Source organism: Flavobacterium cryoconiti (assembly GCF_048158645.1).
GTDB lineage: Bacteria > Bacteroidota > Bacteroidia > Flavobacteriales > Flavobacteriaceae > Flavobacterium > Flavobacterium cryoconiti.
Genome location: NZ_JBLNKW010000019.1, coordinates 1 through 17,925, shown reverse-complemented (window position 1 = coordinate 17,925; position 17,925 = coordinate 1). Strand labels below are relative to the sequence as shown.

Below are 17,925 nucleotides of genomic sequence, written 5' to 3'. Positions count from 1 at the left end.
ATTCACTACTTCACAAACCATAGGAAGTTATGGCTTATATAATTCCTTCAATTCTGTTGGCGGGAATTATAAAAAAATAAGCTACTATGGCTTTTTACAATACCGTAATATGGAAGGGTACAGACCCAACAGCCAGCAATCACAAGTTTCAGCATTTGGAAAAATACAATACAACCATTCCGACAAATTAAATTTTGGAGTTGAATATTCTTTACTTCGAAATAAAATAAAAATGCCGGGAGGATTAACCGATAGCTTATTCAATGCAAATGCAAACCCAAAAACATCAACACGAGCAAGAAACTGGCTAAAAAGTCCATGGAATATCATAACGGCTTACGCCAATTATACTCCTTCAGAAAACAGCACTTTGAGCGTTAAGTCGACTTTTTTATTTAGTAGCCGTTCTTTAGTTTGGAAAAATGAAGACGGTGGTGCAGCAGCTACTGACGACATTGATCTTACTACAAATGCTTTTGTTCCCAGAGAAGTGGGAATCGAAAAAATGAATAACAGTACCACCGAAATACGTTTTTCACAAAATTATTCTTTAGGAAATCAAAAATCAACTTTTGCAGGCGGTGTTCGCCAAAGCTATGCTTGGTTTAAGCGTCAAGGTGGTGGAGAAGGAACGACAAATAGCGATTTTGATTTATCGATTTCAGGAGATTGGGGATATGATTTGGATTTTAGCACCACAAATCTAGCTCCGTTTGTAGAAAACATTTTTAAAGTCTCCAAAAACTTTACTGTTACTCCTGGCTTTCGATTTGAATATTTAAGAAGTACTGCCAAAGGGCATAAAGAAGTAGAAGGCGACATTCAACTTACAGATGAAGTTAGAAATAGAACTTTTGCATTAGCAGGACTTGGATTGGAGTTAAAACCTGGAAAAAACACCAGTATCTATGCCAATACTAGTCAAGCTTATCGCCCTATAGATTACAGCCAATTAGAACCTTTTGGAATTAGCTCTAAAATTGACCCCAACCTAAAAGATTCAAAAGGATTTAACAGTGATTTAGGCTACAGAGGTACCATTAGAAATTACCTGAATTTTGACATTGGGGGATTTTATATGGCATATAACAAACGTATTGGCGTGACTTTAGCGACGGACCCTATCACTGGGGATTATTATTCTGTTAGAAAAAATATTGCCAACAGTGTACACCAAGGTATCGAAAGTTATATCGAGTTTAATATTCTAAAATACTTCAATTCACAATCTAATTTTGGTTTAAGTATTTTTAATTCCTTTGCCTATGTAGATGCAAAATACACCACAGGAGAATTTAAAGGAAAAAGAGTCGAAGCCGCTGCTAAAACTATAAATCGTGTGGGTTTAATTTTTAGCACTAATAAATTATCGACTACTTTACAGGTTAATTCTGTTGGAGATGCTTACGGAGACGCTTCAAATGCAATGAGCAGCGAAGATCCGGTTGCGGGTTATATTCCAGCTTACACTGTTTTAGACTGGAGTGCTTCCTACAAATTGAAAAATTTCGCAATTAAGTTAGGTGCCAATAATTTAACTGATAAATCATACTTTACCCGTAGAACAGATGAATATCCTGGACCAGGGATAATCCCTGCGGTAGGAAGAAGTTTTTATTTAGGTTTTACAGCTAAATTTCAATAACCAAAGTACTTATAATTCAATTTTTAAACACACATTTCTTCTTTTGATATGTGTGTTTTTTATTTCAGAAAGGTACCTATAGTTTGATGTACCATGTTTGCCCAAAGTTCGTTGTCTCGAAACTTTGGCTTACTTGCTAATTTTTAGTTTTTTTTAGCGTTGCTGGGTGCGTTAAAAAACTAAAAATGAACAATCTAAGTTGACTACCTTTTTTCGTAACACCACATTAAAAACTCGTCCGTCAAGTGGTTCATCTAATTATCTAAAGGTTTGTTTGCCTGTCGGTGGAATTACAATGTTCTCAAATCGGGTTTGTCCCGTCCTGAACTTACTATACAACGGGTTTTTCATAGATCTGGATCAATCAAATTAAAAAAACGACCCAGATTACAGGGTGAAAAATCAATCCTAATTTGCTCACTGTTGTGGGCACAGTTTAAAAAACTGTGCTAGCGATTGTGTTATATCAGCGTGGTCGGGTACAAAAATATGTTTAATCTGTAAAACCTGTCTTTTTTAGAAAAGTAAAAATAAGGTTTTACTGACTGAACTGTATTAAAAAAATATGATCCTATTGTTTAATAAGCGTTCCTTTTATTTCTCCGTCTGGGAAAGCATTGCTGTGTATGTTTACATAATAAGATCCAGCTTTAAGATCAGCTTCTTGTGTTGTGTTTAAAACTTGATTGTCAAGACTGTAGGTTGTTGGGTACCCGCCCCCGCCGCCAGCGATTAAAGGAAAAACGATAGCTCCTGGAGGAGTCGATGTACTTGTGTGTATATGGGCTGCTGTGGCTATCATTCCTGAATAGGTTACCGTAATTGAAAACTTTTTTGTGGTATTGCTGAATATAAGTGTTCCGGTTCCTGTTGCAGATGACCCAGTGCCTGCATTTGTACCATTTAAAGTGGCTTTAAAAGTTGTCGAGTTTGGAGTTGGTGTAGGAGTCGGTGTTGGACTAGAGTAACCATCTCCGCCGCAGGAAACGATACCCAATACAGAAAATGAAATTGCTAAAAATCTATAGAAGTGTTTCATGACAAAAAAATTATAGGTTAAAGAACTGGATGATCAAGAAATGATATCCCCTTTAAGGCATTAGGTAGTACAACCTAAATCTAAGCTTAAAAGGATAGTAAATTTAGGTTTTTTATGTTTATAAAGAGGTTAATCCTTAGTTAAAATAATGGTTATCAGTTGACTATAATTTATTTACATCAACTTCGATTGCTATTTAAAATCATTATGGGACACAATAGCTAAGAAAAAATGGAAGAGGTGACACTTGGCAAACACTTTACGTAAAGGTGGTGACGGAGTAATAAATGCTAAATCTAATTTAGGCATTTCTTTAATTTCAATTTTTGCTTTCATTATAATCCAATTTTTATGATTATTAATGTTGCTAATATATTCTTCAAATATTCCACTTTTTTGTCCATTCTTGCTTTCAACTTTACCAATCTTGCTATACTTATTTGGGCTAGATTTTCTAAATTCTGATGGACTTATTCCGTAAAATTTTTTAAAAGTTCTTGTGAATGATGAATTGCTGGTAAATCCATATTGTAAAGAAAGTTCAGTAATTGCTACTTCTCTTTTGTGCAAAAGTATCGATGCAGTTTTTTCAATTCTTTTACGAGTGATTTATTCGTTTATCGTTTCCTTTGTAATTGCCTGAAAATTCTGTGCAAGTGAAATGGCGAATAAAATCGAATATTTGCAATACTTTCCAAAGTCAATTCTTCGTCTAAATTTTCATCAATAAATATGAATATAGTGTTAATTCTTTTTATATAATCTTCTTTCCTATTTTAGTTTTCTATCGCTCGAAAATAGCCACACAAGGTCTGTACGTCAAAAACCTCTAAACGAACTAATTTTGTTAAATTGAAAGTAAATATAGACGATTTAAACTACGATTATTTCTCTTTTTGAAAAAGAAGTTTGATTTAGCTTTTCAAAAAAAGAATAGTAAAAAGCGTTAAAAAGTGTTCTTAGAGCGCAAAAATATAAAGCCAATACTTCTTAGATATTGTTTTAGTAGATTTGGGTCAATCAGATTAAAAATCCGGTGCAGATTGTGGGCTGAAAAAACAACCTTAATTTGCTCACTGTTCTGGGCACAGTTTAAAATGTGCTAACGATTGTGATATATTAATGCAGTCGGATATTAAATCCTAAAACACATAAGTTAGTTCTTAGTAGTCCATGTGTAACAATTACACCTTCTTTCAGTTTGTTAGGGATTAATATTCCGGAAAGAATTTAGGTTAATAAGTTATTCTAAAGCTTAAATTTGGAGTTCGCCGAAGTGAAAAAGTTTTAACATCTTCAATAGAATTTGTAATGGTATTTATTCTATAATATTCATTAATTTCATTTTTTCGATTAAATACATTCAATACGGAGAAACCTAGTTTATATTGAATTTCATTCAAGCTTTTCCATTTGTATGTTGTCGAAAAATTAACTTGAAAAAAATCATCTAGTACTTTATTATTTGGGATATTATAATCAATTTTTGGATTTGAGGAATTACTATAATTTATTGCTGAACTCATAGGAGTTGTCTTGGGTTTTCCAGAATACCATTTTGAGCCCAATGCTATTTTTAGATTTTTTCTTTCATAGATTCCAGCCCAAGAGATAATTTGATCTAATTTAAAGTTGTTTGAAAACACAGGTTGCTTTAAATCCGGAAAGTGATAATTATTATTGTTATAAGTATAACTCAACCAAGTAATAAAATGATTTATTTTCTTTTGAACCAGTATTTCAATTCCTAAGACTTCATAATCACCATTAGTTTTTACAAATTCTAATTGGTTTTGAAATCCTTGGCTTGAGCTGTTAATTCCGGTTACTTTTTTATAAAAATTCTCCAAAGTAAATAACCAATTGTTTTTGATATAAGACAAATTAATTGATGCTTGTTTACTCTTTTGAATAGGTACCGTAGTGTTATTTGCCAATATCCACCGTCTTTTTTCTATTCCAAAATAATCTTTCTGCAGATCAATAACCTGATAACAGTTTTGGCTTTTGAATTCACCTAGTACTTCTAAATTAAAATGTTTGGTGATAGCATAATTAAACTGTAATCTTGGTTCAAAAAGGTATTTTTTAAATTTCTCTATATAATTTAATCGCAATCCTGTATTAAAATATATTTTGGATAAAGTATCGTTATATTTTCCTTCAACTATGAGCGCATGAGTTCGCAGAACTTCTTTAATTCTTCGGTAAAATATTGGACTATTTATTTCATCTAAATTTATAGTACCAATTTCGTTGAATTGATATCCATTATTAAAAGTAAATTTTGAATTGATTATATGTCTATTCTCTAGTTTAAAACCATTGTCTAACACTTTGTTTTGCTGCTTTACAGTTTGATTATCCTCTATTCTATTTTTTTCGGCATCAAGTTCATAGGACGAAGTATAAACATTGATAGTACTATTGTTTTTTGCATTCCAGTTTCGTTTCCATGAAAGATTACCTCCATAATTTTTTTGATATAAAATATTATTTTCCGACTGAATTATAGTATTAATTCGGGTGGTTTGAAAAACTTTAAGTTGGTCATTTATAGTTATAAAATCTAAAATAAGATGATCTTTTCGTCCAATATTTTGAGAATATTTAGCTGTAATGTCGTAAAAATTAAATTTCTTGTCACTTGTATAATCAACATTTTGATTATTGGAAAAATTAATAATACTTGTGTTTTGAAAAGCCTTATTATAATATTCTTTATAGGTAGGTGTTTGTACTAAATCGGCTATGGATTTTCTTCCAGAAATTTCCAAGAAACCTTTTTTTGCGATATTAAACTTTGAATAAATGTCCGCATTAATCATATTTATTCCTGCGCCAAAACTGTTTCCTTCTGAGTTATTTGGGTTAGAGGACATATCAACAACACTCGATACACTTTCTCCAAAAAAAGCAGAACTCCCATTTTTAGTTATAGAAATAGTATGGGCTAAATTAGGATTGAACGCCGAAATTAAACCGAAAAAATGTCCCGTTTGGTACATTTTGATACCATTCCACAAAAATAAGTTTTGATCATGTGTACCTCCTCTCACATTAATGCTAGAAATACTTTCTTCAACACTATAAATACCGGGAATTTGCAACATGGTTTGTAAAACATCGGGTTCAATTAAACCAGGCAATATTCCGAGTCTCTTCGGTTTTATTTCAAATGTCCCATCAATTGTTTTTGAAATTCCAGATGTTAAAAAATGATTCGCTATTATATTATTTAAGCCCGAAACTTCAACTTCAAGATAAATTTTAAGGCAATTTTTATTTTGTAAATTAGAAACAGAAATTTTTTTAGTGGCAAATCCAACATAACTGACCAGTAAATCAGTTATGGTCTCTTTTTTTAGTTCAAAATATCCCTTTTTATTAGTTACAGTACCAGTACCTAAAAACTTAATGTTCACATTTTCAAGCGGAGAATTATCATCTTTCGAAAATACATATCCACAAATATTTTGTGTATCTAATTCTTTATTGTTAAAAATATTAATAAATTTATTGTCTATGTTTTCAAAAAAGAGATTGGTTTTCTTTTGAAGATAATTAATCTTCTTGTTCAAAGACAACGATTTTTTTGGAGGTACAATTTTAAAAACAACTATTTCATTATCAATGTAATTAAAATAAATATGATGTTGTTTTTCTATTGATTGCAGAATATCTTTTAATGCAATTGCTTTGCTTTTGTCTTGGGCCTTTATACTCAAGACAAAAACAAAGCAAAAAAATAAGACACCAATACGTTTCATTAAAAACACTTATTTTTCTTCAAAAATTATTTCGTTGGGAGCAATTTTATTCGGTTCTAAATGATAGGTTGTTGCAATAATTTGAAGGGCAACATCAAGATTGTCAATAGGAATTTTTCCAGTAAATAATTCATCAGAATATTTTACTTTTACTTCAATAGAAACGTTATATTGCCTTTGAATTTCATCTAATATGTTGCGTAAATTTTCTTTATTAAAAGCAATTTTATTTTGTAGCCATTCTGGTTTAGAAGTATTAACTATTGCATTTATCTGCTTTCCATTTTCAAAAATAACATTTTGCCCGCGGGTCAAAATTACCTCTTTGTTTTTGTAATTTACTTTTACCCTTCCTTCAAAACAAGTTACATCAAAACGATTTTTCCTTGCTTTAACATTGAATTGAGTTCCAAGAACAGCCACTTTTCCAAGAACAGTTCTAACTTCAAATTTTTTGCCTTTAGCTACTTTAAAATAGGCTTCGCCATCTAACTCAAGGTTTCGGTTATTGTCCCAATTCCCCTTTTTATATTCAATTTCTGAACCTGCATTCAAAACTACTTCGGAATTATCCGGCAACGAAAAAGTGGTTCTTTTGCCATTTGGTGCATATTGAGTTTGTGAGGCAAAATTTTGCACCATAAATGTAATTCCTAACCCGATAACTAAAATGGCAGCCACTTTAAATAGCCAGTTTTTGTATAAAGGAATAACTTTAGGTATAATCTTTTTATGACTAAGAGTGTTTTCTAAAATTTTCTCTTCATTAAAATCCGGTACTTTTAAATGAGCAGTATAGTTTTTAATTTTTTCATATTTTTCATAATCAGGATTAGCTTTAAATTCAGCTAATTCGGCTTCTGTCAAATCGTTGTTTAACCATTTTGCTAAAATGTGATTCTCTTCCATTGTATTAATCTTATTATGTTTAAAACAAGTAAAAACAAATTTACCCTACTTTATACTATCAATTTCTTTTCTTAGTTCAACTAAAGCCAAATGTATTCGCTTTTCAACTGCTTTAACACTTATATTTAATTCGTCTGCAATTTCGCTATATTTTTTGTCATCAATTCGATGCATCAAAAAAGCAACTCGTTGTGTTTCATTCAAATTTTCAATTGATTTTAAGAGCTTGCTTTTGAATTCCTTTTCTTCGAGTAAAAATTCCGGGTTTTCATTTGTTTTATCAAGACCCGTAAAATTTTTTTCATATTCCAAAACTACTTTTTGATGTGCAATTTCGTTAAGAGAGTTATTATTGGCAATTGTATATATGTATGATTTCGCTTTTTCAATGGGAACCGCAGCACAGTTTTGCCAGAGTTTAATAAAAGCTTCTTGAGTTAAATCATCAGCTTGGTCTTTATTTCCATACTTATAAAAAAGAAAATTGCGAAGTGACTTAGCATGACTTTTGAAAAAGGTTGAAAAAATAATTTTGTTACAAGTTTCTGATAATGAGTTTGTTGTCATTTATTCCGTAATTATTTACCTTACAAAGGTATATTTATTTTTAAATTTTGGTAGGGTAATATTGATGTAAACTGTTTTATTATCAAAACCTCTAATTTTTTATAGGAAATGAGCATAAAGAAAACTCGATATAAATACTGATGGGGGTATACGAAACGGGGTTCGATGACACAAACAAAAACAATATAAAAAATAACCAATTCCAGATTCCGTCAAAAAACAAATATTAGCTATATATGAAAACGATTAAATATTTATTAATGAGCTTTACGGCAATAGTATTTATTTCTTGTCAAAATGAGGAAACATTGGTTATTCAAGATACTACTCAAAACTTAACGGCCGTCTCTCCTCTTACGGATTTGATTTCTAGGGTATCACAAAACCCTACTTCTAAGGATAATGTTTTGGACAATTCCAGTTGTTTTAATGTTCAGTTGCCAGTTATTGTTATTGTAGATGGAAAGCAAATTACAGTATCCAACCAAAATGATTATTTAAAAGTTCAAGCTGCATTAGATGCCTTTACAAATGATGATGATATAGTAAACTTTGTTTATCCAATAACAATTCAGTATCAAAATTTCACTACGCAACTCATTGCAAATTCAGATCAATTAAATGACGTTAGTAATAATTGTCATAAAGAGGATGGGTTTGATGAAATTGACTGTATACATATAAATTACCCAATAAAAATTAATATTTACAATGCAAATAATCAAATTGCAAGTACTGTTATTTTTCAAAACGATAAAGACTTATATAACTTTTTAGAAAACATAGAAAGTAATGTGTTTATTTCTATCAACTATCCAGTTTCTATTACAAACTTTAATGGTCAAAATGTTGTAATTACAAACAACTCAGATTTCGAAAATAATATTGAAACTAGTATTAAAGATTGTAATAATAATTCAGTTGGTGGAGGAAATCTGAATTTCACCTCGATTTTGAAAGATGGGACATGGCATGTTTCTTACTTTTTTAACAAAATTGACGAAACTTCAAATTACAATGGTTATAATTTTACTTTCAATTCTAATGGGACTGTTGTGGCTGTAAAAGGAACTAATAATATTGGCGGAACTTGGTTAACTTTTGTAAATAGTGACCAAGATAAATTGCAGTTGAAATTTGATGACAGTAAATTAGATGAATTAAAAGACGATTGGAAAATTACGGAATATACTACTACCAGCGTTAGACTGAAAAAGGAAAGCAGTAGCAGTGGAGAAACGGATTATCTGTATTTTACTAAAAACTAAATATAAACCCTATTAATTACTTTAAATTTTAAGAAACCAAGTTTTATAAATTCATATATAAATAGGTTGCTAAAAATCGTAATTCTTAATTACTTAACCCCTTAAATACTATATAAAATGAAAAAACTATCAATTTTAGCTTTACTGGTCATAATGGCAAGTTCTTGTACAGATAACCCTTCGGTTAATGGAAATGTTACATTGAAAGCATCTGCTGTGTCTGCAACAGGCATGACTTCCACTACAGCTCGTGTGGCATCTTCCGTTACTATCACCGACTTTAAGATTAACATTGGAAATATTAAATTAGAAACTGATGAAGAAGATGTTAGGCATAACGAGGATTCTATACATGAGGACATTAAACTTGTAGGCCCTTTTTTATTAGATCTCCTTGATCCTAACAAAACTTTGTCTCAATTTATCACTTCTGTAACTGTTCCAAATGCGAAATATGAGGAAATTAAGTTTAAGTTTGAAAAAAGTATTCAACCTGGCGAAATGGAAGGTAAAACTTTTTTAATTAAAGGTACTATAAATGGTAAAAACTTTATTATTTGGAGTAGCGAGGATACTGAACTTAAAATGGATTTTGCAGATCCAACTAAAGATTTTACAGTTAATAGTAATGATGTAACTCTTAATATTAAAATACAACTGGACGCTCTAATGGCAAAGTTAACAACATTAGCCAATCAAAATCTACTTCAGGATACCGATGGCGATGGAGTTATAGAAATCAGTACTGATAATGATGATGCACACCATGATTTAGGGGAGCAAATAAAATCGCTACTTGAGCAAGAAACAGACTTGGATGACAAAGACTAATTAAAATTTAAAAAAAAAAGAGAAGCCGAAGTAGCTTCTCTTTTTTTTTAAAGCAAAATATTAATTAAATGTTAACTAATTTATACTGGCACAGTTGTTGGATTTGCAAAAAAAGTATTTATATCAAGAGTTAATATAAAATCATTAAATTAAATATTCAAAAATGAGAACATTAAAATTAATCGCTGCAGGAATAATCCTTTTTGCATCCAACTCAATTCATGCACAAATTTCAGTAAGTCTAAACATAGGTTCACCACCATCTTGGGGTCCTATAGGATATGAGGAGGCAGACTATTATTATTTGCCAGATGTTGAAGCTTATTATGATATAAGAGCTACTCAATTTATTTATTTTGATGGAGGAAGATGGATACGATCAAGATATTTGCCTAGAGAGTATAGAAATTATGACCTATACAATGGATATAAAGTGGTTTTGAATGATTATCATGGTTCAAGACCTTATAGAAATTTTGATAATGATAGAATGAGATATTACAGAGGTTATCATGGCAGACCACAAAGATCAATAAGTTATAATAATAATCGAAGAGAATGTGATAATCGAAGAGAATATGACAATGATGATTATGACAATGATGAGGGGCATGGAAGTAAACATGGGGATGAGCATGAAAGAGACTAATTCCTGATAAAAAATGATAGAAGAGAGGGATCCCAAAATCTGCTTGAAAATGAAACAGACTTAGATGACAAGGACTAATTAAATTAAAACGGATTTATTAAAAAAGAAGCTATCTTTAAAAGGTAGTCTCTTTTTACTTCTATTCGGTAGTGTCTCACTAGTCTTCTAAATAAGCCATTCTACCGTGACCTCTTTTAACATCATTAATTGTGCAAAGAAGTTCCTCGCTTCTTTATGATAATGCTTTAAATAGTCGAGAGAGTGTTTAGAAACACTTTATAATATTTACTTTTTTCCAATTTCTTTATCTTTCTTATGAGCGAGTCCGAGGCAATTGATAGTAAATTTGTCTGTGTATTTCCAAAACATTTTCGTTTTGTATAATTGTTTTTAAGACTTTAACAAATTGCTTAAGAAAAGAAAGTTACCTTGCCACTTAATTTATAACAATTTAAATACAAATAATTATGAGAATGAGATATTTTTTTATTACTATAATATTCGTTTTAGCGAGCGGATTATTTTTGAATTCATGCTCAAAGGATGATGCTGCACTTCCAACAATAACTTTTAATCAAACCGAGGGTAAAGCTAATTCACAAGGCGAATATACAGTGAGCGGCCATATCCAATCTGAGATTGCGCTTTCTAAGGTTATAATTACAAAAGAGGGATCAAGTACTCCATTTTTAACGGATGATACGACAGCAAAAAATAAAACCGACTATGATTTTGCGTATTTGATTACAGGTGTTACTGCTAACACCTATCTAATAGTTGATATTTATAATCAAGCTAATGATAAAACAACAGTACGATTTTTAATTCGTCCTTAATTAAAGGAACTACCTTTTATAATTATATTTGCTGAAGAATCCTATCTGAGCTGTGCAAAGGTATACTTTCCAAAAAATATACTTCCTTATAAGCTGCGCAAGGTGATAAACTTTGCGCTTTTTTTTTGGGATTAAATCTGAGCGAGTTGGAAAACTCCAAACGATCTTTTTTAGATTCATGATTGTTAGTTTTAGGATTATTGTTTTAAAGACCGTTCGATTTCAGAACTGATATTTGAATAATGCGACATGTATTTTTTATACATGTACATCCATCAAGCTACTTAAAGGTCCAAACACCTTGAGAAGCCAAACAATTACAACTAGCACAACCACAATGTTTAATTTTTTTTTTTATAAAAAGAAACCTCGCTTAAAAATGACTTAAGCGAGGTTGTTTTTTATGTTATTTAGTGTCGATTTAGATTTTTAGAGAAGTTGGCAACGGCTGCCACTGTTGTGTAGTGCTTACATTCACAATGTTTATAACCTAATTTTTATTCCACCGTTCAATATAAATCCGTCTGTTGGCGTGTAAACTTCTCTAAATTGTGGATTTTGAATTGTTCCAGAATACATGTTTTCCCATTTTGATTGTCGGCTGTCCAAAAAGTTTTCAAGGTTCAAGAATAAACTAAAATATTTAAACTTGTATTCTCCCGAAACTCCCATAACCCAATAATCCCTAACTTTTTCGTTGTTTGTCAAATACTGATTTCCAACATAAAAGACCTCGTAAGCGATTCGCAATTTCTCTTCCCATTCATACATTACGTTTGCATTTATTCTATGTTTTGCTGTTAATGGATTTATGGTTGAATTATTATCAAAATTTCTTTGTGCATCAATGTAAGTGTAACCTATGTAACAAGAAATATCCTCAAAACGAAGTTTTACGTTTGTTTCAAAACCTTTGGTTTCTATATTTCCGTTGGCATTTCCAAAGGCATAATTTACTGTCGATGGAACTGGATTAAGAACTAACGGGTTTTTGATAATGGTATAAAAAAACATTTGATTAATGGTAAAACTTAGTTCGTCAAAAATGGTAGTTCTGTAATTAACGTCAGCATTTAATCCATATGATTTTTCAGGATTGACTTTTGAAAAGTCCAGTGAATTTATATTTTGAAAAGCTTTTTCTTCGGTTTCTTCCGAGAAAATGGTTGGTGATTTGTAACCTAAACCACCGCCAAATCGTGAAGACAACTTTTCATTGATTTTATACAGTAAGGACAAACGAGGCAAAACAAAAACATTGCTTCTGTTTGTAATGTCTAAACGTAAACCGCTTTCCAAAATAAATTTTTCGCTTATGTTCAGATTGTTTTGAGCAAAAATACCAAAGGCAGCATTGTAATAATCTAATTTGTCAGCGACTAAATTAATTTGTTTGAAATTATCCGAAACTAAATTCGCGCCCAAATTCCATTCTGATTTTTCGTTAGGGATTAAATAATTAACTTCTGTAAAAGTGGCTATTTGCTGACCCTCAAAATTATAAGTTTGTTTTTCTATTTTTCGGTTAAAATATCCAACGCTATTTTTAATTGTCAATATGTTTTTATTGTCAAATATCTTTTCAAACTTTGCCTGTGTTGAATACCGGTTACTGTTATTTCGCTCAAAGAACGTATGTGTAGCATCTGATTTGTTGTCTATTACTTGCATATCGCCACCTATTCGGTTTTCAAATCCTGCGTTAACACCTAAGCTAAATGTTGTTTTTTCATTTGGATAATAGAAAAATTTTGGATTTATGGTATACCTGTCAAATTTTGGAATATCTGAAAAGCCGTCATTATTCACATCATAAGCATTTTGGGAATTACTTGAAGCATAAATTGTAAGTCCTGATTTCTTATATTTTTCAGCATAAAAACTACTTAAATCCAACGCTTGAGTTTGATTTATGTTTGCCAAAAATGAAATTTCTCTTGTGTCGGTTGGTTCTTTTGTGATCAAGTTTATCAATCCCGCAATGGCTCCGCCACCATAAAGTGTTGAAGTGGAACCTTTGATAACTTCCACGCGTTTTAAATTCAAAGGAGGAATTTGCAATATACTCAAACCACTTGCAAAACCCGAATACAAAGGAAATCCGTCTTGTAAAAGTTGTGTATACTTCCCATCTAATCCTTGAATGCGAATACTTGCACTTCCCGAAACTTGGGAAGTTTGTTGCGTTTGAATCCCCGTGCTTTCGGTAAGCAACATTTTGATATTTCCCGGTTGCATCGAGGATTTTTCGTCTAATTCGCCCGCTGCAATAGCTTCGATTCGAGTCGGAGTGTTTTTTATTGTTCTGCTACTTCTTGTTGAGGTAACTTTAACTTCTTCTAATTCTTCCGATGTTGGTTCAAGAAATATTACAATGGTTTCATTTTGCGGGAATAAAATATTTTTTTCAATTTTTCGGTAACCAAAAGAACTGAAAACAATGGTTTGTTTACCGCTAGGAATGTTTTCAATTACTACAAAACCTTTCGCGTCAGAAGTTGAGCCGTTTTGAGTTCCGGTTAGAAATACGGAAACGCTGTCAAGTGCTTCTTTTGTTTTTTCATCTTTGATGATTGCTTTAAAAGTGTTTTGGGCAGTTACTAAAAATGGAAATAGCAAAAGAATGAATATTATTTTTTTCATTTTAAATTTAAATAGAATTGTTCTGAAATAGTAAAACTGGCAACTGCGTAGCAATTGCCTATAAAAGTCAAATCAGAAAATCATCAAATCAAGTAAGAAGAATACAGAATAAAAAGCTTATCCGGTTTTGGAAAGAAAGAGCTTTTGTAGAATGAATTGCATTTAGATGCAGGTAGAATTGCACTTAAATGGAATGGAATTGGCGTGTCACAATTAATGTCGCAATGCGGAATACTTTGTGTTACGCTGTTTATAAAGATTTGTTTACTAAATTGTTGAATATAGGCGTGACTTTCATTTTCAAAATTAGCCTTCTCCTCGGTATCCGAAAATTCAAATATGGTGTTGACATAGCAACACGATATCAGAATTAGAAGTACTATTTTAATGCATCCTTTCATCGTCGCAAATGTACAAACAATAATCTTGTTTTGTCAGCAAAATTGACCGTAATTCATAAATGAAGGATTAGGTTAACCGTCCAACTTTTGGGGGTAAGTCCAACCAAGCATCTTTTTCATTTCTTCCGTCTAGTTCTCCAACTATCATTATAATGACTATTTTACCTAAACTCATATATCTTTCCTCTCAGGTAAAGACCTAAAAACCAAACCACAATAAATCCCCATACCTCAAATATAGAACATATAGAGAGTTACTTTTTAGCTCGAAATCAGAAAATCCTTTTTTGATAAGCTTTAATCCCGAATTGATAAGTATTACTCACCGCCATAAAACAGAAAGAGATGCCTAGGCATCTCTTTTAACGTAATATTTATTCATTTATCATTAATTCCATTTTAATACTTGACACCGTATTCTTTTTCGAAATCACTAAAAAATTGAGGTAAGGGTGTTTCTTCTTTACGGAAAATTTTTATTATAATCTTTAATGGTAGTTTATACTCCTCTGGTGGATTTGCTATATTTGTAATGGTTGATGTAGCCTTTTAATAAGACTATTAAAAAAATAGCGCAAAGTCAGGACTTTGCCCACCATAAAAGAAGACCTTTAGGTGTTCTTAGGAGAGCGGGGGCATCAAATTACTTTTTTTTGATTTTTTGCAAAGGTAAATATTTAAGAGTTGTTATATCGATTGATTTTACAATTAGATTATATTGATTAAATATTTAACTCTAAAATAATAGGATGAAGGTTTTTTATTAAAAAGGATCTATGAATTGCATTCATTTTTAATTTTTGAAAAATAGTTACAATTATTCCAAACTTTATTCAACTTTAAGGGTCTAATAAATCTCCAAAAGAAAAGTATAACTACTATTTTGAATAAATACCGATTGTTTTTTTGTAAAATTAATTTATAACCTAAAAACGAAAACTATTCTATCTTTCATCCTGCTTGGAATTATTAATGTATTCCGGTAATACTAATGATGAAACAAATTCCAGTTATCCATATACTGTACGATTGACTGATGCTCCTGGTCCGTATGATAAAGTAAATGTGAATATACAAGGTGTAGAAGTAACCAGTGATACTGGACAAACTGTAACATTAAATTTGACTAAAGGTGTTTATAACCTACTTTATTTTTCTAATGGTATCAGTACACTTATAGCTACTGATTTACTAATAATTCCATAGCAAATAATCTATGTTTAGGATAGTAATGATCTCCATTAACCATCCACTCACCATCTTCATTTTTTGTTGAGTCTAACTTAAACAACACTTCACAAGTTGGAATAATATTTCCTTTTGTATCTTTCATTTTTTTTTTGAAAAAAGAAGTTTGATTTAGCTTTTCAAAAACGGAGTGAAAAAAAAGCCATAAAAAGTGTTCTTAGAACACAAAATAGAAAGCCAATACTTCGTAAATATTGTTTTTCATAGATTTGGCGCAATCAAATTAAAAAACCGACCCAGATTGTAGACTGAAAAAATCAATCCTAATTTGCTCACTGTTGTGGGCACAGTTTAAAAAACTGCGGTAGGGATTGTGGTAAATCAGCGAGGTTGGGGCTTTATTTTCGTTTCTGCAGTAAGAAATTTTCTTTTAGCGGTAAAATATACTTGAAAGTATTGTTTCGCATATATTTTTCACATAAAAACCGTCTAAGTTATATGTTTGATGCACCACAAATTTTCAAAACTAATTTATATGCAAGAATTATTAGACATTCAAAAAAAGTACAGTATTAAAGATAAAGATTTATATGTTTTATCAAAATTATCTGCAGATTTAAAAACAAGCTCTCTTTTTGAAAAAGAAAAAGTAAATGCGAAAATAAAAAGCGTTCTAACTAAATATAATGTTGGGATGCTTGATAAAATAAAAACGATAAAAGCATTAACTAAATCGGACTATCACAATAGTCCTGAATTAATTGAAAAATACAAGGATTCTGAAAAATCAGAAGAGCTAAATATTGCTGGAAAGAAAGGAAAACAAAATTTCATTATAATAGCTTGTGTATTTGTTGTGATTTTTTTAGCAGTTTCATTGAATAATAGTAAAAAATCTGACAATAATTCTTCTTACGAAAATAGTAATTCAACAACTCAAAATCCTTGCTCTGATATGGAGAGTTATAATCAAGGGGTTAAAGAAGGAAGATTACAAAGAGGGGTTCTAACAGATTGCGAGACAGCTTATCCTTATGAAGGATGGGCTGATAATAAGGAGTGTTGGTGTGAAGGGTTCAAAAAAGGTAAGAATGAATAAAATATTTAACTTAAAAAAATAGATAAATGAAAACAAAAATTGCAATTTTAATATTTGGATTTATTGCCATATCGTGTAAAAAAAGCGGACCAGATCTTGGAATTTATGATGTTGATGGTTGTAAAACAGACATTTATTGTGGGACTTCAAATTATATCGAAATTAAAAAAGAAGGAGAGGATAGAATAATTGAATTTTATTCAGGAAATCGTAGTAATAAATCATGCTCAACATTCGGTCATTTCAAAATAGATGAAAATAATAATTTGACAATATATGGATTAAGCAATCCAAACACTTATGGTGCTGCGGAACAATTTAATGGCGAATATAAATGGATAAAAGGAACTAACAAAAAGCTTAGTTTTTACAATAGCTGTTTTTATAAAAAAAACAGTAACATAGTGCTATTAAGTAATCAAGAATAAAATTAAATGAGCAAAAAAATTAATTTAACTATAAAAGATGAAAATCATAAAACTCTCTCTCCTTGCATTATTTCTTGGGCAAAATTTGCTTTAAAAATAAAATTTATCAGACCAAATAATAATAAAAAATGCTCTAAACATTATTGGATTGATGTAATTGATTATTTGTTAAAAAAACACCCAGAATTTGAGGGGAATAGATTAGACGCAATAAATAAATTTAATTATGTAGAAAGATGAGATTCAGTTTTTTATTAATTTTTTTTATGGTTTATGCAAATATAAATGCCCAAAAAATATATTCTGCTCAATATTCTAATCAAGCAGATATAAAAGTTTTCTTAGTTGATTACCCAAACAAAGCCGACTTAAAAGTTTATAAAGTGAAATATGATAACCAAGTTGGTAAAAATGAAGGTTTATGGTTTTTTACTGAATATTCTAATCAAGCGAATAAGAGTGTATATTTTGTAAAATATGATAATCTAGCTGATTTAAAAATTTATTTTGTAGAATATCCAAATCAAGCAGGTTGGTGGAAAAACCGGTCAAATTGACCACCACTTTCCAGTGTAAATTGACCACCAGTTCCGGAGCAAATTGACCACCACTTTCCAATCCAAATTGACCACCTAATTTCGGGGTAAATTGA

General features: G+C 30.7%; 16 protein-coding genes. 10 read left to right on the top strand and 6 right to left on the bottom strand.

Going from position 1 to position 17,925, the window contains the following annotated elements; all coding sequences use genetic code 11:
* The coding region (locus ACM55H_RS17710; RefSeq protein WP_416837779.1) for a TonB-dependent receptor family protein at positions 1 to 1,645 on the top strand (1,645 nt) is incomplete at its 5' end.
* A 571-nt stretch (positions 1,646 to 2,216) separates the two neighbouring features.
* Here the strand turns inward: ACM55H_RS17710 and ACM55H_RS17705 are convergent.
* The 5 genes from ACM55H_RS17705 to ACM55H_RS17685 form a co-directional block, all read right to left on the bottom strand.
* Positions 2,217 to 2,684: a CHRD domain-containing protein gene (locus tag ACM55H_RS17705; protein ID WP_416837778.1), complete on the bottom strand. Its 468-nt coding sequence runs from the start codon at positions 2,682 to 2,684 to the stop codon at positions 2,217 to 2,219.
* 192 nt (positions 2,685 to 2,876) lie between these two features.
* Positions 2,877 to 3,293 (bottom strand): helix-turn-helix domain-containing protein, encoded by a 417-nt coding sequence (locus ACM55H_RS17700; RefSeq protein WP_416837780.1) that lies wholly within the window; start codon positions 3,291 to 3,293, stop codon positions 2,877 to 2,879.
* Between the two features lie 626 nt (positions 3,294 to 3,919).
* On the bottom strand, positions 3,920 to 6,454 hold the full coding sequence (locus ACM55H_RS17695; protein ID WP_416837777.1) for a TonB-dependent receptor: 2,535 nt from the start codon (positions 6,452 to 6,454) through the stop codon (positions 3,920 to 3,922).
* Positions 6,455 to 6,463: 9 nt separating this feature from the next.
* The gene (locus tag ACM55H_RS17690; RefSeq protein ID WP_416837776.1) at positions 6,464 to 7,363 is read right to left on the bottom strand and encodes a FecR family protein; all 900 of its coding nucleotides are present in this window, start codon (positions 7,361 to 7,363) and stop codon (positions 6,464 to 6,466) included.
* A gap of 45 nt (positions 7,364 to 7,408) precedes the next feature.
* Positions 7,409 to 7,930 carry an RNA polymerase sigma factor gene (locus ACM55H_RS17685; RefSeq protein WP_416837775.1) on the bottom strand — a complete coding sequence of 174 codons (522 nt, stop codon included), beginning with the start codon at positions 7,928 to 7,930 and terminating at the stop codon, positions 7,409 to 7,411.
* Between the two features lie 236 nt (positions 7,931 to 8,166).
* Between ACM55H_RS17685 and ACM55H_RS17680 the strand changes: the two genes are divergently transcribed.
* The 4 genes from ACM55H_RS17680 (at position 8,167) to ACM55H_RS17665 (ending at position 11,514) form a co-directional block, all read left to right on the top strand.
* Entirely contained in the window at positions 8,167 to 9,198 is a 1,032-nt protein-coding gene (locus tag ACM55H_RS17680; RefSeq protein ID WP_416837774.1) for a hypothetical protein, read from the top strand.
* 153 nt (positions 9,199 to 9,351) lie between these two features.
* On the top strand, positions 9,352 to 10,029 hold the full coding sequence (locus ACM55H_RS17675) for a hypothetical protein (RefSeq protein ID WP_416837773.1): 678 nt from the start codon (positions 9,352 to 9,354) through the stop codon (positions 10,027 to 10,029).
* A gap of 163 nt (positions 10,030 to 10,192) precedes the next feature.
* Positions 10,193 to 10,678 (top strand): hypothetical protein, encoded by a 486-nt coding sequence (locus ACM55H_RS17670; RefSeq protein WP_416837772.1) that lies wholly within the window; start codon positions 10,193 to 10,195, stop codon positions 10,676 to 10,678.
* Between the two features lie 473 nt (positions 10,679 to 11,151).
* The gene (locus ACM55H_RS17665; RefSeq protein ID WP_416837771.1) at positions 11,152 to 11,514 is read left to right on the top strand and encodes a hypothetical protein; all 363 of its coding nucleotides are present in this window, start codon (positions 11,152 to 11,154) and stop codon (positions 11,512 to 11,514) included.
* A gap of 483 nt (positions 11,515 to 11,997) precedes the next feature.
* On the opposite strand, the gene ACM55H_RS17660 is transcribed toward ACM55H_RS17665, so the two are convergent.
* Complete coding sequence (locus ACM55H_RS17660) at positions 11,998 to 14,157, bottom strand: TonB-dependent receptor (protein ID WP_416837770.1); 2,160 nt, start codon at positions 14,155 to 14,157, stop codon at positions 11,998 to 12,000.
* A 1,373-nt stretch (positions 14,158 to 15,530) separates the two neighbouring features.
* Between ACM55H_RS17660 and ACM55H_RS17655 the strand changes: the two genes are divergently transcribed.
* The 5 genes from ACM55H_RS17655 (at position 15,531) to ACM55H_RS17635 (ending at position 17,830) form a co-directional block, all read left to right on the top strand.
* A complete protein-coding gene (locus tag ACM55H_RS17655; RefSeq protein ID WP_416837769.1) occupies positions 15,531 to 15,764 on the top strand; it encodes a DUF4382 domain-containing protein in 234 nt (77 codons plus the stop codon).
* A gap of 517 nt (positions 15,765 to 16,281) precedes the next feature.
* Positions 16,282 to 16,845, top strand: a complete 564-nt coding sequence (locus ACM55H_RS17650; RefSeq protein WP_416837768.1) for a hypothetical protein — start codon at positions 16,282 to 16,284, stop codon at positions 16,843 to 16,845.
* A gap of 26 nt (positions 16,846 to 16,871) precedes the next feature.
* A complete protein-coding gene (locus ACM55H_RS17645; RefSeq protein ID WP_416837767.1) occupies positions 16,872 to 17,273 on the top strand; it encodes a hypothetical protein in 402 nt (133 codons plus the stop codon).
* 6 nt (positions 17,274 to 17,279) lie between these two features.
* On the top strand, positions 17,280 to 17,513 hold the full coding sequence (locus tag ACM55H_RS17640; protein WP_416837766.1) for a hypothetical protein: 234 nt from the start codon (positions 17,280 to 17,282) through the stop codon (positions 17,511 to 17,513).
* A complete protein-coding gene (locus ACM55H_RS17635) occupies positions 17,510 to 17,830 on the top strand; it encodes a 7(1) septoil knot domain-containing protein (RefSeq protein WP_416837765.1) in 321 nt (106 codons plus the stop codon). The genes ACM55H_RS17640 and ACM55H_RS17635 overlap by 4 nt, the downstream gene beginning before the upstream one ends.
* Positions 17,831 to 17,925: the final 95 nt, after the last annotated feature.